A 21,445-nucleotide genomic window follows, 5' to 3' on the forward strand; every position below is an offset into this window, starting at 1 on the left:
TTCGGGTCGGCAAAGCTAAATCTTTTTTACATCTCTCGCAAATCTTTTTTTATCTTTTTTCTAAAAGCTAAATCCCAATCTGACTGCTGTATTTCTGATGAACTTGTGCGCTGTTGCGGGTGCAAAACTACAACCTTTTTAGACTTAAACAATACTTTTTTAAAGTTATTTTTACCTTTTCTTAACTTTTAATCTCAATCAACTGAATTACACCATATTGTAATCAATCTTTTTTTACCATATTATCGCAAATCGAACCAGTTTATCAGCCTTTTCTGCTGCTAGCAGTGGTTTTATCTATATATACCTATTTATATAGGTACAATTTATAACACAATTATTGTCTTAAAAGCTTCATTTTGCCCTCCATTAGACTAAAAGAACTCTTTTACTAAGAAACAAGCTGGGATTAAAAGCTCTTTTCAGGTTATCCTCTACTAGATTTTGATTTTAACCATACATCCATTCCAAAATTCCTTCCTTATATATAAGGAGTAGTATAAAATTTAGAACAAGCCTAATCTATCCTGTTATACTATATATAGTATAATAACGAAGTGTCAATATTAGCTTATCAATATTGGTACTCAAAAAATCTATAAACCAAAAAACGTCCAGAATTTCTTCTAGACGTTTTCTTCACTAAACTAATAAACTAAAAAATTAAAAACACTGGTTTCAACTGGATGAAGATTGAGTTACTCTCCATCGGTTGTGCTGTAGTGCAGAGTTATTAATTGTAGAAGATCTTTCCACTCTTAATTTCTTCTCCAGTCACAATTTTATAAAAATATAATCCCTTTGGATAATTAACTGGAATATTCCAATTGATTCCCTGATTTGGTTTTACTACTCCTTTATATATAGTAGAACTATTTCCAAGCCATTCAGAATAAATAATAATTTCTACTTCTTTATTCTCCCAAACATCATTCTGAAAATTCACCAATCCGTTTGTTGGATTTGGATATACCTTAACAGTAATCGATTGTTCTTGTTCAGTAATATTTAGGTTTTCGAAAGTCGATATTTGACGGCCACTAAAATCATAAGAAACAGTATTGCTAAAAGATTTTTTTCCTCCAGATTTTACAATTCTATAATATTTTGTTATCATCCCTGGAATTTGTGTTATAGTATAATTCTGTTGATCGCCCACTAATTTATTAACCTCTCCAATAACCTCATCACCTATCATATTATATGAATACCATTCATAAGTATAAAATCCTTGGCCTAAACCCCCATTAGGTAAACTTCCTGTAATTTCTAATCCATTCAAAGCAATCGAATTATTAAGAATCTGAGTTCCTGGTATAACTTGAATAGAATTACTTGTAATACTTTGAATGCCAGAAGTAACAGTCCTATTAATATAGAGATTGGGGTATTGATTTAAATAATCATATACAAAATCTGGAATTATTAAATCCAAACCTATACCTTGAATAATTATTGGATCTTCTGGACTATACAATGTCCAAAAATAACTATATAGTCCTGTACCCCCTATAGGAAGGCTTCCAGAAATCAATGAACCATTTAAAATAATAGAATTACTTAATAACTGTGGTGCTGCAATAACGTTTATAGTAACTTCATTACTAATGCTATTTGCATTACCCGATTTAGTTAGTCTTCTATAATTTGTTGTAACCAATAAACTCCCTGGCATTAAACTTCCAGTAGTAGCCCCCTCAACTATATTCCAAGACCCATTGACTTCTTTTTTTTCCCATTGGTAGGTATATGTTCCGCTACCATTACCTCCACTGGGTTGACTACCAAATATGTTGGCACCACTATTACCCTCATTAATAGTTTGATTTCCACTTATTTCATTATTTGTAATTAGAGGACTATCATTCACCTGAATAGTAATTTCATTGCTACTGTTCGCTCTACCACCAGAAAGCGCATATCTTCTAAACTTGGTTGTTCTGGTTAGAGCTTCAGGTGTATATATATTACTTGTCGCTCCATTAATCTGAACCCAATTATTTACTCCATCATTTTTATCCCATTGATAGGTATAAGTCCCTGTTCCTCCATTAGGATTAGTACCTGTTAACATGGACGGTATTTGTCCATAATATATAGTTTGATTCTGAGTAATTGTGTTATTTGTAATTGGTGGAACGAGAGTTTTTACAACTTTTAAATCACTACTTTTATAAATGGATCCACTATAAGAAACATATTCTGCAAAAACAGCTCCTCCAGTATTATTAAATGCACTCGCTAATAATGTGAAAGAAAAATTACGTGATACAAAATTACTACCAAAGAATGGGGCAGAAATAGTGTTACTAATTCTGATTACACCTGAACCAGGGCTTTTTTGATAATATAATGATATATTTCCTTCTTTACCTCCCATGGGGGGGGTTATTGGTCGTGACTTCAACATCTAACTTAACACTCATCGAAGAGGCATCAAGTCCAAAGCTGATAGTCCCTCCAGAATTTACATAATTATCATTTACTAAAAGGGTTGAATTATTTATTGAAACATTAAACTGACTATATGAAAACAATGAATAGATACTCAGAAATAATGTAAAAAATAGTTTTAAGTAATTATTTTTCATAATTGATATTTTAGATTAAAAAAACCTGACAAGTTTGCACCTGCCAGGTTTAAAAAAATTAAAACTAACAAACAAAACTTACATTATTGTAATAATGTATATTGAACTGTTGGATATCCTCTTACTCCTGCATCATTTGTCATAGCAAGGAATTTCACTTTATAAACATTGCCGTCTGCATCTTTCACAACATAAAAACGGTCTGTTTTAATACTTGGCAAAGTTGTATTACTTCCACCGTTTCTCCAATTTGAACCAATAATTCTTTGATCTGTTGTAGATCCAGCAAATTTAGCTTCAGTTACATTCGCTAATTTGAAATTCTCAAATGTTATACCCTCAGAATTTAAAACTTGGTAAACTTTAGTACCACCTTTCATATTTGTAACGATGAAATCAGAGAAACCATAAGTAACAGCTCCAGATCCCATTACAAGATAATTTGTAAAAGTTGTAAAGTTTATATCCCATTTCTTTTTTGTTGGTTCAACAGTCGTTGCACTACCGCTTGCTAAACTGAAAAAAGTAAAATTAAAGTCTGCATTTTTAGTAACTGTTTTCTCTGTAAAAGTTGTAGAAGCAAGATCTGCGTACTGAATTTTATATCCAGTTCCACTTCTTAAAATTCTTACTTTTTTCCATCCTCTCTCTGCTCCATCAGTACTAGCTGATCCTACAGAAGGAGTAGTAGTTGAAATTGCAAAACCAAGATTTACTAAATATACATTGTTATTCGCATCAGTAGCTGAAATTTCAGCAATAGCTGTACCTTCACCATTACCTGCACCTGCTAATACTCCTGTTGGATTATCTACATAACCACTTGAAGCTAATGTTTCTCCACCACCTACAGCAACATCTGTATTGGCTACTTGAGGTAACGTGATATCATTTGTTGCTAATTTCTTAACAGCCATTTTAAGTGATCCATTAATAATCACTCTAAAATCAGATCCCCCTGAAAATCCAAAATCCCAAGAAGCTCTATTTACTGATGTAGAACTTTCAGTGCTTAAATCTAAGTATACTTGATTTGGTTGATTTGGACCACCAACTGTTGGTTGAAGTATTTTCCCTGATGATGGTGGTGTTACCACTTCTACTGGAGTAGTCGCATTATCATCGCTACTAGAACAAGCTGCAAGTGTTAAAGCAGCCATCGATAAGAATAAAAATCTTTTTTTCATTTTATTTTGTATTAGATATTTATATTAAAAGTTAAGGTTATACGTAAGTTTTGCATAATATGATCTTCCATAAGCCAGCATGATATTAGAAGATGTTGCATGTCCTCCACCTTCTGCTGTTCTTGTTTGGTTAACATTCGTCACATCCAAAAGATTTCTTGCTCCAACCATGAAGTCCAATCTGTTTTTGAAAAATGATTTTCTAATCGATGCATCTAACCAATTACTGGCTTCGATGTCTGAAATAACAAATTCTGAATTTCCTTCGATATATTGTTGTGTCTTTCCATTGTATTTATAATAGGCCGAAAAAACGGTTCCCCATTTCGGAATAGAATAGGATATGCTTGTATTTAAATTAAATGAATACAGAAATTTATCATCTGAACTAAATAATTGGTTCTCGATAACACGTGATACTCCAACTAGTGATGCTCCAAAATTAAACATCCAGTTATTTTGTTTCAATTGATGGTTAGTGGACACATTCCACATATTATATTTACTAATATTGATGTATTGGTATTCTGGTATTCCAGCACTATTGAATTTAATAAATGCCATATCTATTCGATCTTTCACATTTAAGAAACTTGTTGTGATGGTATTTGTCATGACAAGACCAGACTTAAAGTAGGTTCCTTTTTTTAAACTTATCTCATACGAAGTACTTGTTTCAGGAATCAGATTTTCATTTCCTGTAAAATGATGCCCGTCAAAAATTAGTTTTGAGTATAATTCATCAAATGTTGGTGTTCTGAAAGACTTTCCTAATGACCCTCTTAATTCTACTCCTTTGCCAAACAAATAACGTAATCCTAAGGATGAAGCATACTGATCATCAAATTTTGATTGTGAAGAAAAACGCAATCCTGGGCGTAAATAGAAACTTTCTGTCGCTTTAATTTCAGAATTAACAAAGAAATCATAATTCTCTAATCGTTTTCTAACAGGAGAAATAATATTCTCATCTTGAATTAATGAAAATCCATTATTGTTTACAAATTCATATCCTAGTTGTAAATCAACTTTACTATCTGAAAAGAAATTACTTACTGTTCCTGTCGAATAGGTTACTTCCATCGACTGATCCTGCACTCTTTTATTTAAAGTTTCATCTCCATTTGTAATATTATATCTAAAGTCTTCTATTTCTCTAGCTTGTCTTTGATGGGATACCGAAACGTTGTAGTTTAATTGAGAAAATAATTTTCCGACAGCATTTAGATGATGATAATAACGGTTTGTAAAATATCTTTTATCATCGGAATACAAATAGGATCCTAATTGTGAATTATAACCTGATTGTACTGTGGTATTAAAATAATCAGTATTTTCATCTAAGTATTCAAATTTATAGAATACTCGGAAATTATTTTTATGGTAGCTAATTAATGCATTTGATATTAGCTGTTCTTTTGGCAACCAACTATATCCCCTAGTGAAGTCATTTTCTTTATAATCTTTTCCTTTTTTATCTCCTAGATATCCTTGAAAATCATTTCTGTTTACACCAGCAGATATATACCAATTCTCTGAAAGATTATGTGCAAGGCGCAATGATTGAATATGTCTTCCTTGTTTAAAAAATGAGAATTCTTTATTAACGGTTTCTTCTTGTGCAGTAGCAGTAATAGACCATTTATGTTTTGAAGATTTTTTAGAGATAATATTAAGTATGCCACTCACAGCATTTGCTCCATGAGTAACACCCATTGATCCTTCTATAATTTCAATTCGTTCAACATCATTCAGATTGATTTGAGTTAAATCGATATTATTTCCTAGTCCAGCTTCATTTGCCAAAGGCACATTATCCACTAAAATTTTAAAATATTGTGCATCTAAACCAAATAATGATACTGTAGAACGCCCATCGTTACCACTTGGTCGTACTGTAATATTAAGGTATTGGTTTAATACATCCCCAAGATTATTTGCTGCTAAATTCTGAATGTCCTGATTTGAAATTACTCGAACATTAAAAACTGATTTATTAATTGATTGTGGTTCGAATTGACCTGTAACCACAACTTCATTCAATTTGTTTTCTTTACGAATTGAGTCTTGTTCAGTTGTCTGAGCGTATGAACTAAATCCTAGGAAAGAAGATAGTAGTAAAAAATAACCTTTATTGATTTGCATTATTTAATTATATTTAGATTAATTCTAAATTGCAAATTTAAACGAGTCATTTGTATTACGCAAGTTATTTTTACTAATTCTAAATAAAAATAAAAGCAGCGTAATTACGCTGCTTTTAAGAATAGATATTTTTAGTCTAATTACAAATCAAAACCCATGTTAACACCTAGTTTTGAAGCAATTATCTTTGTAATTCTAGCTTTTAATGCCGGTATTTTTATGCTTGAAATAACTTCATTGGTAAACGCATACATCAATAGAGCACGTGCTTCTTTGTATGGAATACCTCTAGATTGCATATAAAACATTGCACTTTCATCTAATTGTCCAATAGTACAACCGTGAGAACACTTCACATCATCTGCAAAAATCTCTAATTGAGGCTTTGCATTTATGCTTGCTTTATCACTCAAAAGGATATTGTTGTTTTTCTGAAATGCATCTGTTTTTTGCGCTTCTTTTTCTACATATATTTTACCATTGAAAACACCTGTTGAACGATCACCATAAATTCCTTTATAGTTTTGATGGCTTTCACAGTTCGGTTGAGCATGGTGTACTAATGTATAATGATCAACGTGTTGTTTATCTCCTATAATAGTAATTCCTTTTAGAGTAGAGTCGATACGCTCTCCAAAATGATAGAAATTCAAATTGTTACGGGTAATATTTCCTCCAAAAGAGAAGGTATGTACCGAACAAAAGCTTTCTCCATCCTGAGATATATACGTATTGTCAATTAAATTCGCCTGATCATTGTCATTTTGAATTTTATAGTAGTCCAAATTTGCTCTTTTTTGAACAAATATCTCCGTTACACTATTTGTCAATACAGGATTACTGTTTAAACTTTGATGACGTTCGATGATTTGAACGTGTGCATTTTCTGCAACTACAATCAGGTTTCGTGGTTGTACCAATAGAGCAGCCTCATTTCCTGTAGAAAAATGAATTACTTCAATCGGTTTGTCTGCTACTTTACTTTTTGGGATATTAATATATGCTCCTTCAAATGCAAAAGCAGTATTCAAAGAGGTTAAACTCTCTTCTCTATTTGCAATTTTATTGAAATAGGTATCAATAACCGTTTTGTATTTAGGTTTATTCAATGCTGATGACATTAAACAAACGTCCATTCCATCATGTGTTGTTGAAGATAAGAAAGAACTATAAACACCGTCTACAAAAACAATTTTATAGGTATCTACTTCATTCAGAAAATACTTCTTTACGTCTTTGAAATCAACCACATTTTCCCCTTTTGGGAAAACACTAAAATCATTTTTTAATACTGAACTCAGCGAAGTATATTTCCAAGCTTCATCTTTCTTTGTTGGAAAACCTTTTATTTCAAAATTCTTTAAGGCTTCTGTACGGATATCATGCAAATCTGCATCGATATCTACACGTTCTTCAAAAGCCATAAAAGAAGATATTAATTTTTCTTTTAATTCCATTTTTGGGTATCTAATGTGCGAAAGTTCAACTTTCAAACTCTTAATTATGTTCAATTACTTAAATCAGGTTATTTTTGAAGGTTTCAATTTGGAAATTATTTCTTCAATTGATTACTCCGTACCGATTTAACTAGTTTACTTCTTCAACTTCTTGTTTAATCCAGTCGTATCCTTTTTCTTCTAGTTCATACGCCAATTCTTTTGTGCCTGATTTTACAATTTTTCCATTGTATAATACGTGTACAAAATCTGGAACGATATAATCTAATAGTCTTTGGTAGTGTGTAATTACGATAATTGCGTTATTCTCACTTTTTAATTTATTCACACCATTTGCTACAATACGCAAAGCATCAATATCTAATCCTGAATCTGTTTCATCCAAAATTGCCAATTTTGGCTCTAGCATTGCCATTTGAAAAATCTCATTTCTCTTTTTCTCACCACCAGAAAATCCTTCATTTAATGAACGGGATAAAAATTTTCTATCGATTTCCAATAATTCTGATTTCTCACGAATTACTTTCAACATTTCATTTGCTGGCATCTCCTCTAATCCATTTGCTTTACGCTTCTCATTGATTGCCGTTTTCATGAAATTTGTTACTGAAACTCCTGGAATTTCCACAGGATACTGGAACGAAAGGAAAACTCCTTTGTGTGCTCTTTCTTCTGGAGCTAATTCTCCGATGTCTTCTCCTTCAAGAAATACTTCTCCTTCAGTTACTTCATAATTATCATTTCCTGCAATTACAGCCGAAAGTGTGCTTTTACCAGAACCATTAGGTCCCATGATTGCATGTACTTCTCCTGCTTTTACTTCAAGGTTTATTCCTCTTAAAATTTCTTTATCTTCTACGCTAGCGTGAAGGTTTACTATTTTTAACATAAGTCAATTTTCAATTAGTTCATTTCATCAAGCCAATAATAGGCTACCGAAATTATTTTGTTTTTTATCTTTACTCTTTGCGTTAAAATCAATTAACCCACAGAACCTTCTAATGATATTTCAAGTAGTTTCTGTGCTTCCACTGCAAATTCCATTGGTAATTTATTTAATACTTCTTTACTAAATCCATTAACAATCAATGCAATTGCTTTTTCTGTTGGAATTCCTCTTTGATTACAATAAAAAACTTGGTCTTCTCCAATTTTGCTGGTCGTTGCCTCGTGTTCTACTTTGGCTGATGGATTTTTAGATTCAATGTATGGGAAAGTATGTGCTCCACAGCTATTTCCCATTAAAAGAGAATCACATTGTGAAAAGTTTCTTGCATTGTCTGCTCTGGCACTAATTTGTACCAATCCTCTATAACTATTTTGAGACCTTCCTGCTGATATTCCTTTAGAAATAATAGTACTTTTTGTATTTTTTCCTAAATGAACCATTTTGGTTCCTGTATCTGCTTGTTGGAAATTATTTGTTACAGCAATAGAATAAAATTCACCAATAGAATTGTCTCCTTTTAAGATACAAGATGGGTATTTCCAAGTCACTGCAGATCCTGTTTCAACTTGTGTCCATGAAATTTTTGCGTTTTTCTCACATAAACCTCTTTTGGTCACAAAATTGAATACACCGCCTTTACCTTCTTTATTTCCAGGATACCAGTTTTGTACTGTTGAATATTTAATCTCAGCATTGTCCAAGGCGATTAATTCTACAACTGCAGCATGCAATTGATTTTCATCACGAGATGGTGCTGTACATCCTTCCAAATAACTTACATAACTTCCTTCATCAGCAATTACTAGTGTTCTTTCAAACTGTCCAGTTCCTGCTTGATTGATACGGAAATAAGTAGATAATTCCATAGGACAACGTACTCCTTTCGGAATATAACAGAACGAACCATCAGAAAATACTGCTGAGTTCAATGCTGCATAAAAATTATCCTTTTGTGGAACGATAGATCCTATATATTTTTGAACTAATTCAGGATGTTCTTTTATCGCTTCAGAAATGGAGCAAAAAATAATTCCTTTTTCATTCAGGGTTTTCTTGAATGTAGTTGCCACAGACACAGAGTCCATAACAATATCAACTGCTACTCCGGATAAAACTTTTTGTTCATCTAATGAAATCCCTAATTTCTTGAATGTTTCCAATAATTCAGGATCAACTTCGTCTAAACTTTTATATTTATCTTTCTTTTTGGGAGCTGAATAATATGATATTGCTTGAAAATCTGGTTTTTGGTAATGTACATTGGCCCATTCTGGTTCTATCATTTCTTGCCAAGCACGGAAAGCTTCAATTCTCCAATCTGTCATCCATTGCGGTTCTTCTTTTTTCTTAGAAATCGCACGAACAATGTCTTCATTTAAGCCAATAGGAAAAGTTTCAGATTCAATATCGGTATAAAATCCGTACTCATACTCCTTGGTTTCGAGTTCAACTTTTAATTCTTCCTCTGTGTATTTACTCATGTTTTTTATATTTAAAGTTTTACCACTTTAAGAAATACCTGGTTTTACCCTGTTTATTTCAAATGCTAAAAACTCTATCTTTTTTGACCAATACTGAGAGACCTCAGCATTGTATTTTTATGTCCATTATCAGTCTGCAAAAATAGGTACTCTTTTTGAAATAATCAGGATACATTTAACGGTTTTGGTCTTCCTTTTCACGGGAGATATTCGTTATTGCATCCTGATCTTCCATTTATTCACGTATTGGGAATATTGTTTTTTAAATAATTATTTTTCAGTCTGTTACAATGAAAAACTTTCTCCACAACCGCATGTTCTGCTAGCATTTGGATTATTAAAAACAAATCCTTTACCGTTGATACCACCTGAAAACTCCAATATTGTTCCTGCTAAGTATAGAAAACTCTTTTTCTCTACTGCAATCTTTATATTATTATCTTCAAATATTTTATCGTCTTCATTTTTTGTTTTGTCGAATTTTAAATCATACGACAAACCTGAGCAACCACCACTTTTTACGCCTACTCGCACGTAATCTGTAGCGCTGTCAAAACCATCATCGCTCATTAGGTCGACGATTTTTTTTCTAGCTGTATCAGATACTTTTATCATAGTTCTAATTGATTTTGTCTAAATTAATATGCAAAGATACCACAATTATATTTTTTTATTACATAGGCTAACATTTTTATAACTTATCGTATGATAATTATCATCTATAATTTGGTTTATCTGAATATTCCATAATTTTTATGTTCTTTTTCTTCTGATTGTGATTCCTCTAAATTTCACTTAAAAATCTATACTTCAAATTATTACATTTATTTCATTTCTTTAAATTCGTTCTGGAAGTATCTATTGGTAGTTCATAATATTATCTGTAATTTGCATCACTATTATAAAATTCAGAAAATCACAAAAAATGAAATTATATCCTATAGAGTGTGGTAATTTTAAATTGGATGGTGGAGCGATGTTTGGTGTTGTTCCTAAAGTAATTTGGAATAAAACCAACCCTGCAGATGACAACAATATGATTGATCTTGCAACGCGTAGTATGTTAATTGAGGATGGAGATCGATTAATTTTAATTGATACTGGAATGGGCGACAAACAGTCTGAAAAATTCTTTGCTTATTATTATATGTGGGGTGATTATACTTTAGACAAATCGCTAGCCAAACATGGTTTTCACCGTGATGATATTACGGATGTTTTTATGACGCATTTGCATTTTGATCATTGTGGTGGAAGTGTACAATGGAATAAGGATCGTACAGGTTATGAACCGGCCTTTAAAAATGCTCATTATTGGACGAATGAAAATCATTGGGAATGGGCTACACAGCCTAATGCTCGTGAAAAGGCTTCATTCTTGAAAGAGAATATTATTCCAATGCAGGAAAGTGGCCAATTAAAATTTATTTCTCAATTGGATAAACAGTTTCAAGAAAAATCAGAATTAGGTTTTGGAATTTTCTTTGCAGATGGACATACCGAAAAGCAAATGATTCCACATATTCAATATCAGGATAAGACAATCGTTTATATGGCTGATTTACTTCCAACTGTAGGGCATTTACCAATTCCTTATGTAATGGGGTATGATACTCGTCCTTTATTAACGCTGGATGAAAAATCACAATTCTTACATACTGCTGCAGATAAAAATTACTATTTATTCTTAGAGCATGATGCCCACAATCAAATTATAACGGTTGAACATACCGATAAAGGAGTTCGCTTAAAAGAGCGATTTACTTTTGAAGAAATCATAAGCTAGTGTTAATAGCACTAGAGGATTTAATAAAAAAAAATAATTTAGACGAATATTTCAAATTTAAACTAAACATAATGAGATTAATAAAACCAATTTATTTTTCGGCTATTTTGGGACTTGCCCTTACAGGTTGTGGTGCTTCCAAAGTAATTACTTCTGCAGCTCCCATTACCAACATTGATAATATTGCTTTAAAAAATGCTCCTCTTTCTGATTCAAATCTAAAACGTTGGAGTCATTTGGATATTATTAAGGACACTGTTCCTGGAATGAGTGTTGATAAAGCTTATGCTGAATTACTGAAAAATAAAAAAGGAGTAAAAGTTGTTGTTGGTGTTGTGGACTCTGGTGTTGACATTGATCATGAAGATTTAAAATCTATAATCTGGGTCAATAAAAATGAGATTCCTGGAAATGGTATTGATGATGATAACAATGGATTCATTGATGATGTTCACGGATGGAACTTTTTAGGAAATGTAAGTAATGAAAATCTTGAAATTGTACGTCTTATTAAAAAGGGTGATGACGGTTCTCAGGCTTATAAAGATGCCAAAGCATTATATGATAAAGATTATGCTGAAGCTTTAGGAAACAAACAACAATTGGATTTTATCTTAAATGCTGATAAAGCAATTAGAGATAATTTGAAAAAGGATAATTATACTTTAGAAGATGTTAAGGCAATCTTGACTCGTGATGCTACTTTAGGGCAAGCAAAGATGGTAATGGCTCAGGTATTGAGTAAAACGGATAAAGCAAAATTCGACAAAGAGATTGAAGGATTTAAAGATCATGTTTACGATCAATTGAACTACAATTTGAATCTACAATTTGAAGGTAGAAAGGGTAAAGCTTTGGATAAAAACCCAGATGATATTACGGATAATAAGTATGGTAATAATAATGTAACGGGTCCAGACAAAAAAGATGCAAAACATGGAACGCATGTATCTGGGATTATTGCTGGTATTCGTAATAACGGAAAAGGTGGCGACGGTGTCGCAAACAATGTTGAAATCATGGCGGTTAGAGCTGTTCCTAACGGGGATGAGTACGATAAAGACATCGCTTTAGCATTACGTTATGCTGTAGATAATGGAGCAAAAGTAATCAATACAAGTTTTGGTAAATATTACTCTCCGCACAAAGAATGGGTTTATGATGCTATAAAATATGCTGGAGAAAAAGATGTATTAATTGTGAATGCTGCTGGAAATGAAGGTTATGATTTGAATACTAAAAATGTATATCCGAATGATTCTGAAAATATGGGTCCTGAAGTATCTAATACATTCTTGACGGTTGGTGCATTGAATGTATCTTATGGTTCTAATTTAGTAGCAGACTTTTCAAACTACGGAACGTATGATGTAGATGTATTTGCTCCGGGTGTAGAAATTTACTCTACTACTCCAAATGATACTTATGAATTTTTACAAGGAACTTCAATGGCTGCCCCTAATGTTGCTGGTGTAGCTGCTTTAATTCGTTCTTATTATCCTACACTTACTGCTGCACAGGTAAAACAGATTATCATGGAATCTGGTATTCCTACAAAAATTGAAGTGGCACTAGATGGTGATAAATCAAACAAACGTTCTTTTGCAGAGGTTTCTAAAACAGGAAGAATGGTTAATGCTTATAATGCATTAATCTTAGCTGAAAAAATGACCAACACCAAAAAATAATACAAATATCTTTTATATGGGAAGGATGGGTATCCTTCCCTTTTTATTTTATTCCTCATGAAAAAAACATTTTTAATTACTTTTATTTTAGGTACATTCTTTACCGTTGCCGCACAAAATAATACGGCAAGACCTTTTTATTGGCAACAGCACGTTGACTATAAAATGGACGTGAATATGGATGTGAAAAACTTCCAATACAAGGGAAAACAAGAATTGGTCTATACCAATAACTCTCCTGATACTTTGAAAAAAGTATTTTATCATTTATACAGTAATGCGTTTCAGCCGGGAAGTGAAATGGATATCCGATTACAAACTATTGCCGATCCTGATAAACGTATGGTACGCTCTTTTAAATCTGCTAATAAAGAAATAAAAGAAAGTAGAATTAGTAGCTTAAAACCAAATGAAATTGGCTACTTGAAAATCACTAATTTTAAACAGGATGGACTAGAGGCAATTACAAAAGTAACAGGAACTGTTCTTGAAGTAACTTTAGCAAAACCTATTCTACCTGGAGCAAAAACAAAATTCAACTTGGATTTTGATGGTCAGGTACCATTACAAATTCGTCGTTCTGGACGAAATAGTGAAGAAGGTATTGCATTATCAATGACACAATGGTATCCAAAATTAGCAGAATATGATTTTGAAGGATGGCATGCTGATCCATACATGGGAAGAGAGTTCCATGGTGTATGGGGTGATTTTGATGTGAAAATTACAATCGATAAAGATTATATTTTAGGTGGGTCAGGTTACTTACAAAACAAAAATGAAATTGGATACGGATATGAAGATGCTGGTGTTGTTGTAAAGCGTGATAAAAAAGCAAAAACATTGACTTGGCACTTTAATGCTCCAATGGTTCATGACTTTACTTGGGCTGCAGATAAAGATTATATCCATGATGTAGTAAAAGGTCCAAATAACGTTGATCTACATTTCTTATATAAAAATGAAGCTTCTGTTAAAGAAAACTGGAAAAAGCTAGAGCCAAAAACAGCGGAATTAATGGAGTTCTTCAATACAACTGTTGGTCAATATCCTTACAAGCAGTATTCTGTAATACAAGGTGGAGATGGTGGAATGGAGTATGCAATGTGTACTTTAATTACTGGTAAAAGGAGTGTAAATAGTTTAATAGGTGTAACAGCTCACGAGATGGCGCACTCTTGGTTCCAACATGTATTGGCGACAAATGAGTCAAAACACGAATGGATGGACGAAGGTTTTACTTCTTTTATTTCTGACTTAGCGATGGCTAAAATCGTAGGTGGCAAAGATAATGAAGATGCATTCCAAAGTGCCTACAATAACTATTTCTATATGGTCGCTACGGGTAAAGAACAACCACAAACTACGCATGGAGATCGTTATGATACAAATCTAAACTATGGTATTACTGCTTACAGTAAAGGAACTGTTTTTCTTTCTCAACTAGGTTATTTAATTGGAAGTGATAAAATGATGGAAACTTTAAAACGTTATTTCCATGATTATAAATTCACACATCCAACACCAAACGATTTTAAAAGAGCAGCTGAAAAAACATCTGGCGCCGAATTAGATTGGTATTTAACAGATTGGACACAAACTACAAATACCATTGATTACGGTATTAAAGACGTGAAAGAAGATGGAAAAAATACAACCGTAACATTGGAACGTATTGGTAGAATGCCAATGCCTTTGGATATCTTAGTCGAATACAAAGATGGTTCACAAGAAACGTACTATGTACCATTGCGTATGATGCATTTCACAAAAGAAAATCCATACCCTGAATTAAAAAGAACTATTTTGACAGAATGGGCTTGGGCTTTCCCTACTTATGAATTCAAAATTGCAAAAGATAAAAAAGAGATTAAAACCATAGTAATTGATCCATCAGGATTTATGGCGGATATCAAAAAAGAAAATAACGTATTCAAACAGGACTAATGTTTTAGATACTGTTTTATAGATTTAAGGCACCCCAATTCTCATCCTAATATAAATGGAAGGAATTGGGGTTCTATATTATTATCTGACCTTCTAAAAAAGATACACTATGAATTATTTAAAAATTACTTTTTTACTTCTAGTAACAACTACTGTTTTTGGACAATCCAAAAACTTCATCGATGCTCCATACATAGAAACCTCAGCGAAAGTAGATACCTTAGTCTCTCCTGACAAAATTTATCTAAATATTCTAATCTCTGAAAAAGATACTAGAGGAAAAGTCTCCGTAGAGGATTTAGAAAGAAAAATGACTGATAAATTAAAAAGTCTACAAATTGATCTTGCTAAACAATTGACATTAATAGATTTATCAAGCAATTTCAAAAAATATTTTTTTAAACAACAAGATATTCAAAAATCCAAACTCTATTCTCTTTTAGTATACGATGCAAAGACTGCAGGTCAGGTTATTGTAGCGCTTGAAAATGAGAGCATCTCTAATATAATTCTTGAAAAAACAGAATATTCTAAAATTGAATCCTTAAAACTATTACTAAAAAGTAGAGCTATCATTAAGGCCAAGCAAACTGCTAATGCAATGATTACACCTTTAAATCAGAAAGTAGGCACTCCTCTTTTTATATCGGATACAAATTCAAATATTACAAATTTCTTACAAGGTAGTGCCAATGGAATAAGCATTAGAGGAGTAAGAAGTATGATGCCTGAATATAATTCAAATACTGAAGAAATAGAATTTAAAAAAATTAAAATCGAAATTGAAGTGTATGCCAAATTCAAAATTGACTAAGGCACAATTAAGACAGATTTCTTTAAAAACAATAAAAAACGGCAAGACTAACATCTTGCCGTTTTTTTATTACATTTAGACATCATTCCAACTTCTTTATGAACAAGACGCTCAAAACATTTTTAATTCTTGCGGGTAGTGTTATTCTCGTTGCTATTTTAGGTACAGCATTGGGCATGGATGGTTTTGTGATGCTCTTTTTGATGACCTTTATGATTGTGATTTCTCTCCTTATTGTAATTGGAGTATCAATACAGCAATCCCGAAAAAAATATTTAGATCTGGATAATAGTGGGAAGAAAAAATTCAGAAAAAGAATGTTTATTATTAGTATAATCACTGTAATAATTTTAATTGTTGGATGGATTATACTATCCTTCCAATCAGGTTATATTCTTCCGCAAAGAGACCAACATAAGGATTGGAGCTACTTTCCAAAAAGCAGTAATTCTAATGTTAGTATACGTGCTTTAGATAGTCTTTATATTTATAATCTAGAACCGATAAAAGGAACCGAAAACTACCTCATTTCTTTTGCAAAAGACAGTCTGAGATTTGGTGGTGGTACCGAAGAGGTTTTTTATGGCATTATCAATGCACAAGGAGATTTCAAAGTACAATATGATAAAGCTGTAACGGTTTATATTGATAATGATCGTATTATATTCAGTGAAATTATATATGGGGATAATCCAGATACAACTTATTGTGATGTATACGATTCCAAAACATTAGCTCTGAAAAAAGAAATCATTCAATCGATTACACTCCCTGAAACATATGATTCCTATTCTGGTTCCTATGCAACTGATGCGGGTAAAGAGTTGTATATTAAAAAATACCGTACTGCTTTTTTTGAAAATCTAAGGGGAATCAAAACATTCTCTGATAAAGCAATCTATCCTGCCAGTGATAAAAATAGGGGCTTTGCAATTTATTCTGACAAAAATGGCACTTTATATCAAATTCAAAATTCAAACGATGTTTATTCTTTGGATGTTCTTGCTCCGCAATGCGCTGGATATGATTTAGAGCTATCGGCATTTGAAGCGACAACCCTTTCCGAAAACATTAAAATGTCAAGTCCACCCATTGTTTATAAGAATAACCTCAACAGTGGTGTATCGATTGGTTATGGAAATCCCAATTCAAATGGCGATGAAGTGTACTTTCGCTTTTATCAAACTTGGTTAATGTATTATACAGTAACATTAGGCAAAACCATAACTTCCTTTAAAATAGAAGGAGGGAAAAAAAAATATCCCTATGTTCGTTTCTACCAATTAAATACCCTGAAGAAAGATACTGATGCTTTGTATATCGTTGCTAAAAGTAGGGTTTGGAAAATTCAAAAGAAATAGAGGTTGTTCCATTTTTGATTTTTAGTATATTTCAAATTCTTTACTAATGAATTAATTCCCAAGAATATGTTGGATAAAAAAGTATATGCAAATGGACAAGTTGTTTATGAAAAAATAGGGGAACAACTAACTTATTTTTACAAAAACGGAACCCTAAAAGCAGTAGGTCCCTTTATTGAAAATCTGATGGAAGGCGAATGGAAATTCTATCGGGAAACAGGACAACTCTGGCAAATTGGCAATTTTAAAACGGGGAAGAAAAATGGTTCTTGGATTCGCTATGATCGAAATGATACAATTGAATATCAGGAAACTTTTGAATTGGATAAAATCATTAAAAAATAATTCAACCTCAACCCAATACTATACTTATTTCATTACTCTATTTCATTCGTTATAAACGGAATACGAATTAAAAACACGGAATGTGCTGGCTTATGCTGTAAGGAAACGGGAACTTCGTAACTTTGCCCTTTTATAAACAGATGCAATACACCTACCCCAAGACCGAAAAACTAAAAAGCAGAACCGTCATCGACTCGATGTTTACGGAAGGAAAATCGGTATCCAAATACCCGTTGCGCTTAGTTTTTGTTCCAGGAGAACATAATGATGGGGAACAAATAAAAATTACGGTATCGGTTTCCAAAAAGCATTTCAAAAGAGCGGTAGATCGTAATTACTTTAAAAGAGTATTGCGTGAAACTTATCGCCTCAACAAACACATTCTATTAAACGGAATGGACAAGCCTTATGCTTTTATGCTTTTTTATCAAACAAAAGACCGTTTGAGTTATCAGGATATTCACATGAAAACCGTACAGTTATTTGAAAAGTTTATCGCACAACATTGCTCCCCAACACTTCCAAATGAAAGTGAATAGGAGCAAAAAAAACTAAAACCCCTAATCCCCTATTCTAGACTGTTGAAGTCTATTTCTGTCTCATTTTTTTGCTTCTGAATTTCTGAAATGCAGTTTTATCCAATAATCGTGCATAAGAATTCAATAATTTATCCTATTTCCTACGTATTTAGCCATTTATTATTAATTTAGTACTGTTGTTTTTCATCATTCGGAAAATGGCGTAAGAAATAAATATTCAAGTTATGTACGCATTTTTTAAAAAAAAATATATAATCCCTGTAGTAGCGGGTGGTTTATTCTTTGTAGGAGCCAGCTTTAAAAACGATTTTTTTGAAATTGCTAAACAAATTGAAATCTTTACTACGCTATTCAAAACGGTAAATATGAATTACGTGGATGAAACTAATCCGGGTGAGCTAATGGATAAAGCCATTAAGAACATGCTCAACGAATTGGATCCGTACACGGTTTACTTCAATGAACAAGATGTATTGAAATTCAAAATCAACAATACTGGAGAATATACTGGAATTGGTGCCATTATAAGCCGCAAAGAAGGTAAACTGATTATTAAAGAACCGTACAAGAATTATCCGGCGGACAAAGCAGGTTTAAAAGCAGGAGATGAAATTATCCAAATTGGTGATGTTAGCCTTGTAGATTTTAAAGAAGATGCTTCTCAATTGTTGAAAGGAGCTAAGAATGCTAAAATTGAAATCAAATACAAGCGTCAGGGGAAAATCAACACCACACAATTGATTCTTGAAGAAGTAGATGTCAAAGCCGTTCCATTTTTCGGAAAAGTAGATGATAAAACGGGTTATATCGTATTAACTCAATTTACAACCAAAGCATCATCGGAAACAAAAGAAGCTTTGGAACAACTCAAAAAAGATGGTGCACAAAGAATCATTCTTGATCTAAGAGGTAATCCAGGAGGATTGTTGAATGAAGCTGTAAACATCTGTAATTTATTTGTTCCCAAAAATGAAGTTATTGTAACCACAAAATCTCGTATAGAGAAACACAACAATACTTATAAAACAACCAAAAATCCTGTGGATACAGAAATTCCATTGGTAGTATTAGTAGACGGTCGTAGTGCTTCAGCATCGGAGATTGTTGCAGGTGCATTACAGGATTTAGACCGTGCTGTTGTAGTAGGAAGCCGTAGTTTTGGGAAAGGATTAGTACAACGTCCTATTGACCTTACGTACGGAACACAGGTAAAAGTTACAATTTCACGCTATTATACACCTTCTGGACGTTGTATTCAGGCTTTGGATTACGCACATAAGGACAAAGACGGAAAGGCTATTAGAACAGACGAAAAGAACTATACTGCCTTCAAAACCAAAAATGGTCGTAATGTATATGATGGTGGTGGAATTCAACCCGATGTTGTGTTGGAAGAAACCAAAAACAGTGCAATTACTGATGCTCTTCTTAAAAATGATGCGATATTCAATTATGTAACGCAATACTATTATAAAAACCTTTCGTTAGGAGACAAAATTCCAACAATCTCTGACGCCGACTTCAATGATTTCAAACAATTTTTGAAAAAAGAAGATTTTTCATTTGATACAGAAACTGAAAAATCACTTAAAAAAACATTAGAGATTGCCAAAAAGGAAAAAATAGATGGTTCAATTACTGTTCAATATGACCAACTTTTGAGCGCCTTGGAAAAAGGAGAAGAAAATGAACTGAATAAAAATAAAGCTGAAATTAAAAAACTAGTCCTTGATGAGGTCATCAAACGCTTTCAGTACAAAGAAGGTTTATATCAATACTATACCAAAAACAATAGTGAGATTACAAAATCTATTGCGCTATTAAACGATCCAACAAAGTATAACACCTTACTTAAAAAGTAATGCTTAAATTTTTAAAAATACTCCCCCTACTACTTTGTGGCCTTCTTCACGCGCAAGAAGAAATTGTCCATTCGGTATATTTTGAATTTGACAAATATAATCTCGAAGACAAACAAACAGAATCTGTTGTGAACTTTGTTCGCTCCATTGATTCAACGCGTATAGAAACAATTCAAATTTTTGGGTATTGTGACGATATCGGAAAAGAAGATTATAATTTTAAATTATCTACCAATCGTGCAAATACCATCAAAGAGAAATTAATAGAAAACAAAATCAAAAATAAGATTATTGTTACTATTGAAGGGAAAGGTCGTGTATTGATTGAAGATGATATTTTGGATAATCTATCGGAAGTACGTTCAAAAAATCGTCGTGTGGACGTGGTTGTAAACTTCAAAGAGTTACCCAAACAGAAAATTGAAATGCCGGGTATTTTTACCAGTGTACAAAAAGAACATATTGTTGGGGATCGTATTTTCTTAGATGATTTACTCTTTGAACGTGGTAGCAGCAAGCTTACTTTAAAATCCAAAAATGAATTGGATAAAATTGCTAAAATGTTACACCGTTACAAAAATCTGCAATTCGAAATTCAAGGACATGTATGCTGTACACCGCCCTTCCAAAAAGAAGCCATTGATAAGGATACTAAAAAACGTCAGTTATCACAAAACCGTGCTGAAGCCGTTTATAAATACTTGGTGTTGAAAAAGATTGCTAAAATCCGAATGAAATTTAAAGGTTATGGCAATACACAACCTTTAGGAAAAGGATCAGAACTAGATCGCAGGGTCGAGTTGGTAATTACAAAAGTGTAACTACTTCTTGATCATTTCGATATGTGGAATATCATCTTCTAAATAACTTTCTCCTACAGATTCAAATCCATGTTTTTGATAAAATCGTTCCAAATACAGTTGCGCAGAAATCGTAATTGCACTCGTATGGAAATTTTCTTCAATACCAATAATTGCTTTATGAATCATTTCATGTCCTAATTTTTGCTCACGTAATTTTGGAGATATTACAACTCTGCCTAATGAGGCATTATCAAAATAAATCCCTGCATCAAACAAACGGGTGTAAGCCACTACCTCACCATTAAAAAGCCCAATAAGATGTAATGCTTTTGTATCTTTCCCATCAATATCTTGATATACGCAATTTTGCTCTACAACAAAGACCTCACTTCGCAATTGCAATACTTGATATAGTTCATCAATAGTTAGGTCCTTAAAAGGCGTTATTTTCCATGTAACAGTCATTGGATAAAAATTTATGGGGTTATAG

General features: G+C 32.5%; 17 protein-coding genes. 9 read left to right on the forward strand and 8 right to left on the reverse strand.

The features are described 5' to 3' along the window. Nucleotides 1-733: 733 nt before the first annotated feature. The 7 genes from P6733_RS06490 to P6733_RS06520 form a co-directional block, all read right to left on the reverse strand. Nucleotides 734-2,380 (reverse strand): T9SS type A sorting domain-containing protein, encoded by a 1,647-nt coding sequence (locus tag P6733_RS06490; protein ID WP_306351144.1) that lies wholly within the window; start codon nt 2,378-2,380, stop codon nt 734-736. 294 nt (nt 2,381-2,674) lie between these two features. After that, entirely contained in the window at nt 2,675-3,778 is a 1,104-nt protein-coding gene (locus P6733_RS06495; protein WP_306351146.1) for an HmuY family protein, read from the reverse strand. Nucleotides 3,779-3,802: 24 nt separating this feature from the next. Next, nucleotides 3,803-5,923 (reverse strand): TonB-dependent receptor plug domain-containing protein, encoded by a 2,121-nt coding sequence (locus P6733_RS06500; RefSeq protein ID WP_306351148.1) that lies wholly within the window; start codon nt 5,921-5,923, stop codon nt 3,803-3,805. 140 nt (nt 5,924-6,063) lie between these two features. Further along, nucleotides 6,064-7,380 carry a Fe-S cluster assembly protein SufD gene (sufD, locus tag P6733_RS06505; RefSeq protein WP_306351150.1) on the reverse strand — a complete coding sequence of 439 codons (1,317 nt, stop codon included), beginning with the start codon at nt 7,378-7,380 and terminating at the stop codon, nt 6,064-6,066. 130 nt (nt 7,381-7,510) lie between these two features. Further along, entirely contained in the window at nt 7,511-8,269 is a 759-nt protein-coding gene (sufC, locus tag P6733_RS06510) for a Fe-S cluster assembly ATPase SufC (protein WP_306351152.1), read from the reverse strand. Nucleotides 8,270-8,361: 92 nt separating this feature from the next. After that, complete coding sequence (gene sufB, locus P6733_RS06515) at nt 8,362-9,810, reverse strand: Fe-S cluster assembly protein SufB (RefSeq protein WP_306351154.1); 1,449 nt, start codon at nt 9,808-9,810, stop codon at nt 8,362-8,364. Between the two features lie 285 nt (nt 9,811-10,095). Continuing rightward, the gene (locus P6733_RS06520) at nt 10,096-10,425 is read right to left on the reverse strand and encodes a HesB/IscA family protein (protein WP_306351155.1); all 330 of its coding nucleotides are present in this window, start codon (nt 10,423-10,425) and stop codon (nt 10,096-10,098) included. Between the two features lie 310 nt (nt 10,426-10,735). Between P6733_RS06520 and P6733_RS06525 the strand changes: the two genes are divergently transcribed. From P6733_RS06525 to P6733_RS06565, 9 genes are all read left to right on the forward strand, one after another. Further along, nucleotides 10,736-11,596, forward strand: a complete 861-nt coding sequence (locus P6733_RS06525) for an MBL fold metallo-hydrolase (protein ID WP_306351157.1) — start codon at nt 10,736-10,738, stop codon at nt 11,594-11,596. Between the two features lie 71 nt (nt 11,597-11,667). Continuing rightward, nucleotides 11,668-13,284, forward strand: a complete 1,617-nt coding sequence (locus tag P6733_RS06530) for a S8 family peptidase (protein WP_306351159.1) — start codon at nt 11,668-11,670, stop codon at nt 13,282-13,284. A gap of 57 nt (nt 13,285-13,341) precedes the next feature. Next, nucleotides 13,342-15,231 carry a M1 family metallopeptidase gene (locus P6733_RS06535; RefSeq protein WP_306351162.1) on the forward strand — a complete coding sequence of 630 codons (1,890 nt, stop codon included), beginning with the start codon at nt 13,342-13,344 and terminating at the stop codon, nt 15,229-15,231. 109 nt (nt 15,232-15,340) lie between these two features. After that, nucleotides 15,341-16,045 (forward strand): SIMPL domain-containing protein, encoded by a 705-nt coding sequence (locus P6733_RS06540; protein WP_306351163.1) that lies wholly within the window; start codon nt 15,341-15,343, stop codon nt 16,043-16,045. A 98-nt stretch (nt 16,046-16,143) separates the two neighbouring features. Continuing rightward, nucleotides 16,144-17,406, forward strand: coding sequence for a hypothetical protein (locus tag P6733_RS06545; protein WP_306351169.1), 1,263 nt, complete (start codon nt 16,144-16,146; stop codon nt 17,404-17,406). Nucleotides 17,407-17,472: 66 nt separating this feature from the next. Next, a complete protein-coding gene (locus P6733_RS06550; protein ID WP_306351171.1) occupies nt 17,473-17,751 on the forward strand; it encodes a toxin-antitoxin system YwqK family antitoxin in 279 nt (92 codons plus the stop codon). 140 nt (nt 17,752-17,891) lie between these two features. Further along, on the forward strand, nt 17,892-18,290 hold the full coding sequence (rnpA, locus tag P6733_RS06555; RefSeq protein WP_306351173.1) for a ribonuclease P protein component: 399 nt from the start codon (nt 17,892-17,894) through the stop codon (nt 18,288-18,290). 224 nt (nt 18,291-18,514) lie between these two features. Then, entirely contained in the window at nt 18,515-20,152 is a 1,638-nt protein-coding gene (locus tag P6733_RS06560) for a S41 family peptidase (RefSeq protein WP_306351175.1), read from the forward strand. Continuing rightward, entirely contained in the window at nt 20,152-20,973 is an 822-nt protein-coding gene (locus tag P6733_RS06565) for an OmpA family protein (protein WP_306351177.1), read from the forward strand. Before P6733_RS06560 ends, P6733_RS06565 begins: the two co-directional genes overlap by 1 nt. On the opposite strand, the gene P6733_RS06570 is transcribed toward P6733_RS06565, so the two are convergent. After that, nucleotides 20,974-21,420 (reverse strand): GNAT family N-acetyltransferase, encoded by a 447-nt coding sequence (locus tag P6733_RS06570; protein ID WP_306351178.1) that lies wholly within the window; start codon nt 21,418-21,420, stop codon nt 20,974-20,976. Nucleotides 21,421-21,445: the final 25 nt, after the last annotated feature.

The sequence above is a fragment of the Flavobacterium aerium genome, assembly GCF_030766725.1.
Classification (GTDB): Bacteria; Bacteroidota; Bacteroidia; order Flavobacteriales; family Flavobacteriaceae; genus Flavobacterium; species Flavobacterium aerium.